The organism is Gelidibacter mesophilus DSM 14095, assembly GCF_000423005.1.
In the GTDB taxonomy this organism is placed as follows: domain Bacteria; phylum Bacteroidota; class Bacteroidia; order Flavobacteriales; family Flavobacteriaceae; genus Gelidibacter; species Gelidibacter mesophilus.
Window position 1 is genome coordinate 1 of the sequence record NZ_AUHD01000030.1, and the last position, 7,355, is coordinate 7,355.

General features: G+C 31.1%; 7 protein-coding genes and 1 pseudogene. 7 read left to right on the top strand and 1 reads right to left on the bottom strand.

The genetic code is table 11. The features are described from left to right. Positions 1-113: pseudogene (locus tag G525_RS22910) on the bottom strand (IS110 family transposase); the annotation flags it as partial. Between the two features lie 385 nt (positions 114-498). Between G525_RS22910 and G525_RS22790 the strand changes: the two are divergent. The 7 genes from G525_RS22790 to G525_RS0117485 form a co-directional block, all read left to right on the top strand. Next, complete coding sequence (locus tag G525_RS22790) at positions 499-1,353, top strand: helix-turn-helix domain-containing protein (RefSeq protein WP_051210007.1); 855 nt, start codon at positions 499-501, stop codon at positions 1,351-1,353. 67 nt (positions 1,354-1,420) lie between these two features. Further along, positions 1,421-2,737: a TolC family protein gene (locus G525_RS0117460; protein WP_027127288.1), complete on the top strand. Its 1,317-nt coding sequence runs from the start codon at positions 1,421-1,423 to the stop codon at positions 2,735-2,737. 21 nt (positions 2,738-2,758) lie between these two features. Continuing rightward, positions 2,759-3,826, top strand: coding sequence for an HlyD family secretion protein (locus G525_RS0117465; RefSeq protein ID WP_027127289.1), 1,068 nt, complete (start codon positions 2,759-2,761; stop codon positions 3,824-3,826). A 4-nt stretch (positions 3,827-3,830) separates the two neighbouring features. Then, positions 3,831-5,441 carry an MFS transporter gene (locus G525_RS21380; protein WP_051210008.1) on the top strand — a complete coding sequence of 537 codons (1,611 nt, stop codon included), beginning with the start codon at positions 3,831-3,833 and terminating at the stop codon, positions 5,439-5,441. A gap of 178 nt (positions 5,442-5,619) precedes the next feature. Further along, positions 5,620-6,144 (top strand): hypothetical protein, encoded by a 525-nt coding sequence (locus G525_RS0117475; RefSeq protein WP_027127290.1) that lies wholly within the window; start codon positions 5,620-5,622, stop codon positions 6,142-6,144. A gap of 195 nt (positions 6,145-6,339) precedes the next feature. Next, a complete protein-coding gene (locus tag G525_RS0117480; protein ID WP_027127291.1) occupies positions 6,340-6,918 on the top strand; it encodes a pentapeptide repeat-containing protein in 579 nt (192 codons plus the stop codon). A gap of 202 nt (positions 6,919-7,120) precedes the next feature. Further along, positions 7,121-7,355: transposase (locus tag G525_RS0117485; RefSeq protein WP_027127292.1), on the top strand; the 235-nt coding region annotated here is incomplete at its 3' end.

Below are 7,355 nucleotides of genomic sequence, written 5' to 3' on the forward strand. Positions count from 1 at the left end.
GACTTAAATCCTTTTTCATTATTCTTGAACTGATCGTGGCCACTATTACTACCGTGCAAATCAAAGACATCCTTGCTGATGTCAACTCCAAAAGTTTCCTTATATTTATTCATATCAAAACAATTCATGAAAGAACCAGCTACTTGGGTCACAACAACTTGAAAACGAGATCTAGGTCTCACAGAACTGAACGTGATTTAAGTAGTAAAAGAGCGGGGATTATCAATGTTGCCGAAGTCTAAAAGCTTCACCGTGTATAGTAACCTTACTCCGCTCTTTTGTTCTTTCTGATTAATACTTAAAGTTAACTGATTTATTAAAAATCAAACTTAAGATGTGTATAAGCAATGGCTTGTCCTCGCCTACTTGGAAAATCCTGCGGATTTTCCTCAGGCAAGTACCTGTTTGCAATTGTCCGTGACGTCCCACGCCACTGCTCATACACGAAACGTTGTACAACATTGAATCCAAGCATATTTCCATTTAAAAAAACTTGTCTTGAACAACCAACTACAAATTATTACCGAAAAAAACTTACTGAACCATATAGGTCTTGGCAAATCCTATCCTTCTACAAAAACATCAATATTCGTTGTGAAAAAAGGAAGGATTACTTTTGTAAAAGCGTTTGAAACGGTTACACTTAAAGAAAATAACATCTATTTTTCTTTTCCAAATGGTTTTTTCGAGTTAATAGCCATAAGTCCAGATATCGAAATCAATATTATTGCGCTCGACGTTGAACTGTTTTCAAAATTGTCCTTTGAGTTTAATAGATTGGATGTATACCAATTTTTGCTTTCTAACTATTCCAATCAATTTGAAATTCCTGAAACTATTGTTTCAGAATTATGGAAGTTATCCGAAGTATTACAATTAAATCTCATCAAATCAAAAAGTAAGTTTAATACCACTATACTTTTAAATTTATTGTCAGTTGTTGTATATACTGCGCTTGATGCCATTAATACATACCACGATTTTACAACCAAAGGTGTAATGAGTCGAAAACAAGAATTGGCTTTTGGTTTTTTAACCTTGCTTTCAAAACATTACAAAAAGGAACGTGAAGTTTCGTTTTACGCCCAAAAATTGATGGTTACCACACGTCATTTATCAAAAACAATTAAAGACATAACCAATAAAACAGCAAACCAAATCATACATCAATACATCATTGCTGAATCAAAAGTCTTATTAACTTCCTCTAACAAGTTGATTTCAGAAATTGCTTTTGAACTAAATTTTAATGATCCATATTATTTTAGTAATTTTTTTAAAAAGCATACAGGTTTAAATCCTACTGAATTTAAAGCGAAAAACAAAAAAGATTACATTTACACATCTATTTAAACCTTTTCGCCATTTAAAAACACTTTAAATACGTATAAATTTGCATCATATTATAAATATGTGAAAAATGCGTCCTATAAAATATGTACTAAGTTTAGTACTTGTATTGTTCTTTAAGTTTGGCTTTTCTCAAGAAATTGTTTCAAAAAAATATACAATTGATGAAATTGTACAATTGGCTTTAGACAACAATCAAAAACTAAAAGTTTCAAAACAGTCTGTTGCTGTTGCAGCACAACAAACCGAAGTTTACAAACAATTCCAATTACCAGATATTTCGTTTAATGCAAAAGCAATGTATCTTGGTGATGTAGTTTTATTAGATACCGATTTTTCAAAAGTAACAACGGTAGATATGCCACATTTTGGTAATACATTTTCGTTACAAGCCCAACAACTTATATATAAAGGAAATGCTATAAATAATACAGTAAAAATTGGCTCTTTACAAGAGCAATTGGCCAATTTAAATGTAGAAAACGATGTTATTGGTGTTAAATTTTTAGTGATTTCTAACTATTTAAATTTATACAAACTATACAACCAGAAACAAGTATTTGTAGAAAATATAAAACTGGCACAAAAACGTATTGATAATGTCACAAGTTTTTATAAACAAGGTATGGTTACACGTAATGAGATTATACGTGGTGATTTGTTACTAGCATCACTAAATCAGGCTATTGTTACAATAGATAATAACATTGCCATCTTAAACACTCAACTTGCTATTGCATTGGGTTTACCTGAAAATGAGCAAATTATTCCTGATGATGAAATTTTAAAGTTAGATACTGCATTACAAGATTATGGAACTTATAAAGAAGAAGTTATAACAAATCATCCATTAATTAAAACTATTGATTTGCAAAAAGAACTTGCTCAAACAAGTTTAGATATCACAAAATCTGATAAACTGCCTATACTTGCTGGTTTTGCAGCGTATAACATGCAACGTCCTTTAACTAACTCTTTTCCAATTCAAGATTTATATAATAACAATTGGCAAGTTGGTGTTTCTCTAACTTATAATATTGAATCGCTTTACAAAACATCAAAAAAGGAGTCGTTAGATAAACTTAAAATAGAGCAAATTTCAGAAGTAAAAACCCTAACACAACAAAATTTACAAGTAGCAACAAAAGCGGCTTATTTAAAATATAATGAGGCTATTTCACAAAAAGACACCTATTTAGAAAGCAAACGTTTGGCAGAAGAAAATTACCGAATTACCGAAAAAAAATACTTAAACCAATTAGCATTAATTACTGAAATCTTAGACGCTAGTAATTCAAAATTAGAAGCCGAACTTCAATATATAAATTCAGAAATCAGTATTATTTATAGTTACTATAATTTATTGAAAACTACAGGAAACTTATAATCATTATAAAGAAAAACATAAATGTCAGATAATAACACGCAAACAGAAAAAAAAGCCAGCAAAAATAAAACGCTAGTTTTAATAACCAACATACTTGTCTTTATTGCAGCACTTGTTGCTTTATTTTTTGTGGTAAGGCACTACTTTCATATTGGCGATAAAAATTTCACCAACGATGCACAAGTAGAAGCATATATAAACCCAATAGATACACGAGTTTCTGCATATATAAAAGAAATTCGATTTGAAGAAAATCAAAAAGTAAAAAAAGGAGATACTCTTGTTATTTTGGACGATAGTGAAATAAAATCGAAAGTAACGCAAGCAGAAGCCGCTTATTTAAGTGCTTTAGCAGGCGAAAAAACTGCAAAATCTTCAGTAAATACTATTTCTAACAACACATCTATAATAGAAGCCAATATTGCTGGAGCAAAATCGAATTTAGAATTTGCAGAAAAGGATTTAATGCGTTTTAAAAATTTGCTAAAAGATGAAGCTGTAACGCAACAACAATACGATGGTATAAATACTAAATACGAAGCTGCCAAAGCACAATACAATGCTTTGTTAGGGCAACGCAAATCTGTTAATTACTCACTTCGTGAAATGGATGGCAGAATAGAAATGAGTCAAGCAGGAATAAAACAAGCAGAAGCCGCTTTAGAATTAGCAAAACTAAATTTATCATATACTGTAATTACTGCACCTTACGATGGTTTTGTGGGAAGACGTAAAGTAAATGAAGGGCAATTGCTAAATCCTAGTCAGCAAGTAGCAACTATTGTAACAGATGATAAAAAATGGATTGTAGCCAACTATCGTGAAACACAAATGGAAGACATTATTGTTGGCAAAAAACTAACTATTGAAGTAGATGCACTTGGAGGAAAAGAATTTATTGGCGTTGTTACTTCAATTTCGGCAGCAACAGGTTCTAAATTATCTACGATTCCAGTAGATAATTCCACAGGGAATTTTGTAAAAGTACAGCAACGTATTCCTGTTCGTATTGATTTTTCAGAAGAAAATAAAGCAGAAGATTTAAAGTTATTACGTGTAGGAATGAATGTAGAGGTTACTGTAGATTAATTGTATGTACAACAAAGGACTTTTTAAAGATTGGGTACCAAAACCTGTAATGCTATTACTCATTTTAGCATATTTATTTCCTATTTTAATAGTAGGTGGAATTTATACTGCCAATTTTAGGGAAATGATGAGTGATTTGGCAATGTATTCTGAATACTTGTCTTTTGCCAACTACGCATCTTTTATAGGAATGGGAACAGCATTACCACTTTTATTACGCTTTAAAATGCGTTTTAGAAGTAAGGAATTAATGATAACTAGTTTATCCACTATTGCTTTATGTTCAGTAGTAATTGCAACCACAGATAGTCCTTATGTTATTATATTTTCAAATTTTGTTATTGGTTTTTTTAAGATTATTGCCATTATAGAATTTGTACTTCCATTGTTACATATACTTAGTCCAGATGGTGATCGTACAAAATTTTATACTATATTTTATCCATTAAGTATTACAACAGCCCAACTAAGTACTTATCTGTTTGCAAAAATTGCCTACAACTTAGAATGGGAATCTGTCTATTTAGTAATGGCAATCATTATGTTAATACTCGTATTAGTATCTGTAATCTTTATGCACAATTTACGTTTTTCAAGAAAGTTGCCACTATATCAAATCGATTTGTTGAGTATGCTTTTGTTTGTGACTTCATTCTTTTTATTGACGTATGTACTCGTTTTTGCAAAACAACAAGATTGGTTTGCGTCACCTTATATACAAGGATCTAGTGTTGGATTTATTATCACTTTTGCACTTTTACTTTGGAGACAAAAAGGCGTAAAACGTCCCTTTGTACCATTAACCATATTTAAAAAGAAAAACTTTATTCAAGGAGTTACTTTACTAATGGGTTTAGGAATGTTATTAGCATCAGCAACCATTCAAAACACCTTTACCGTTGGGATTTTAGGTTTGGATTCAGTCACCAATAACTTACTAAATTACGCAATGGTTCCAGGTCTTGTTATAGGTGCTATTTATGCTCGGAAATGGTATGCAAAACGCTTACCAACCAAATTTTTAATTATTTCTGGGATGGTATTCTACACCTTACATTTTGTAATGATGTATTTTTTAATCAGTCCAAATGTGGACGTTTATTATTTAATTATTCCTTCAATATTACGAGGAATGGGAATGGTAATACTTTTTATAAGCATTTGGTTTTATACCTTGGATGGTTTTGATATGGCAGAAACATTAGCAGTGGCATCTTTGGCAATTGTAATACGTTCTATGGTAAGTGTTGCTTTTGCAGGAGCCATTTATAGTTGGATTTTTTATAAATTACAACTACAAGGATTAGAAAATATAGCACATCATTTAGATGCTATAAGTTTATCGCCATATAGAGGAGGAGGATTAGCAGTGTATGGACGTTCACGATTACAGGCAGTTTTAACAGCATCAAAAGCATTGTATGGCTATACTATTATTGCAAGTATGTTATTAATAATATACACGTTAATGCTTCGTTTTGAAAAAACACATTATAGACGAATAATATTAATTAGAAAACTTATCAAAGGTGAGTCGATAAAAGGTTACAATCATAGTGTAAGAAAAGCCACTGTCCAGTCTATTTCTGATAGTGCAGGTGCTGTGGCTGTGTAAGAAAAATAGAAAAAACGTTGCACAACAACATGTATAATTAATTGCTTGGTTTTAGCCAATTTACGAAAGTCCAAACGGACTTTCCTGGTTCATGTTTTATTTATTACTTTAGTGCTTAAATCACGCAACTAACCATACACAAACACGTTGTGCGTAACTATAAAGAAAAAGTCCTAAAATGAGAAATCTGATAATTTTAATCTCAATTCTGACTACAAATTTCACTTTTGGACAAGACCCGAGTTGTGAATATTTTTTAACATTCAAAGACGTACAAAGTAATTTATATGACTACGAAATTCTTGTAGAAGATGATGCCGAAAAACAAGCTGTAGAGAATATAAAAAAACAATTTGAAGGAAACTATTCTTTGGAAAAACTAAACTGTGCATTATTCAAATCTGAAAATGGAAAGGAACTTATTTCAGGTTTTAGAGATGATTATTGTTATCCGCGTTCTGATATTGAAGAACAATTGAGAATAATAGTTGCAAGAAAAAATAAAAATACTTCCGAAATTGAGATAATGTACGCCACAGTACCATTAGGAACAAGAAGAACAAGAATTGAGATTGAGAAATTTGTATCAGGGAAACGAGAAGTGGAAATTTATTCTTTCGTCGATTCCCTAAAAGATATACAAAACTCAAGTGATTGGTTCAATACTGTTTTACAATCAACTCGAACAATTAAATTTAAATGAAAATCAATAGCGGAAAAATTGCTACACACAACACGAGTATAAACGCAATAGCGGAGTCAGTGCTTAACCACAAGTAATTTTATAAATTTAAGAACAATAATTAACCGAAAAGTCAGTGCGCAAATCCCGCTACTGCGCTTATACCAAACGTTGTGCGTCATAGAAAAACTCACTCAAAATTAGAAAAATATAAAAATGACAAATGAAATAATAACTCACGAGAACAAAGAATTTAAAAATGTTGATTATTCTGGAAAAACATTAAGAAATAGAGAATTTTTTAAATGTAAGTTTATATCGTGCATTTTCGTAAAAAGTGACTTGAGAGGAAATAGTTTTGAAGAATGCACTTTTCAGGACTGTAACTTTTCAATGACAGAAATAGAAGGAACGGGTTTTAGAAACGCAAGCTTTATAGGAAGCAAAATTCTTGGAATTGATTTTACAAGATGCAACAATTTTGCATTTTCTTTCAGATTTGAGAATTGTATTATGGATTATTGTACATTTTTTGGGACAAAGTTAAAGAATACGCACTTTGTAAAATGTTCTCTTAAAGAAGCAGATTTTACTGAATCGGATTTATCTTCAGCAGTTTTTAATGACACAGACCTTACAGGAACGAGGTTTTTAAATACTATACTTGAAAAGGCGGAATTTAGAAATGCAAAAAACTTCGCTATTGACCCTGAATTTAACAAACTTAAAAAAGCAAAATTTTCTGCATTTCAACTAGAAGGATTGCTATATAAATATCAATTGATTATTTCTTGAACAAAAAAAAATAATTACGAACGCACAACACCGTATATAAGCTATGGCTCGTTCTGTGCCTACTTACGAAAATCCTCGCGGACTTTCTTGGTCGGTAATTATTTACTAAATTAGTTGCTTGAAACACGCAACAAACCATATACAAGACCGTTAGCTGCAACCTTGACCCGTCCTGAATAAAGGCTACATAATTTTAAACATTATGTACAGAAATGACAAAGTAATTAGACGGTATTCAGAACCTTTTAAACTAAAAATTCTTGATGAACTTAGTAAAGGTAAACACACAAAGAGCGAACTTTGTAAACTCTACTCTATTGCGCCCACAACAGTCAATGAGTGGATTAAAAAGTACAATCGTAAAGACTTAATGAACACCAGAGTAAAAGTGGAAACTAAAGACGAAATATCTAGAATTAAAGCTCTTCAAAAAGAAA

Bases quoted from the DNA above. Each gene is read 5' to 3' on its own strand.
- G525_RS0117460 (WP_027127288.1), top strand. From the start codon at position 1,421: ATGCGTCCTATAAAATATGTACTAAGTTTAGTACTTGTATTGTTCTTT.
- G525_RS21380 (WP_051210008.1), top strand. From the start codon at position 3,831: ATGTACAACAAAGGACTTTTTAAAGATTGGGTACCAAAACCTGTAATG.
- G525_RS0117475 (WP_027127290.1), top strand. From the start codon at position 5,620: ATGAGAAATCTGATAATTTTAATCTCAATTCTGACTACAAATTTCACT.
- G525_RS0117480 (WP_027127291.1), top strand. From the start codon at position 6,340: ATGACAAATGAAATAATAACTCACGAGAACAAAGAATTTAAAAATGTT.
- G525_RS0117465 (WP_027127289.1), top strand. From the start codon at position 2,759: ATGTCAGATAATAACACGCAAACAGAAAAAAAAGCCAGCAAAAATAAA.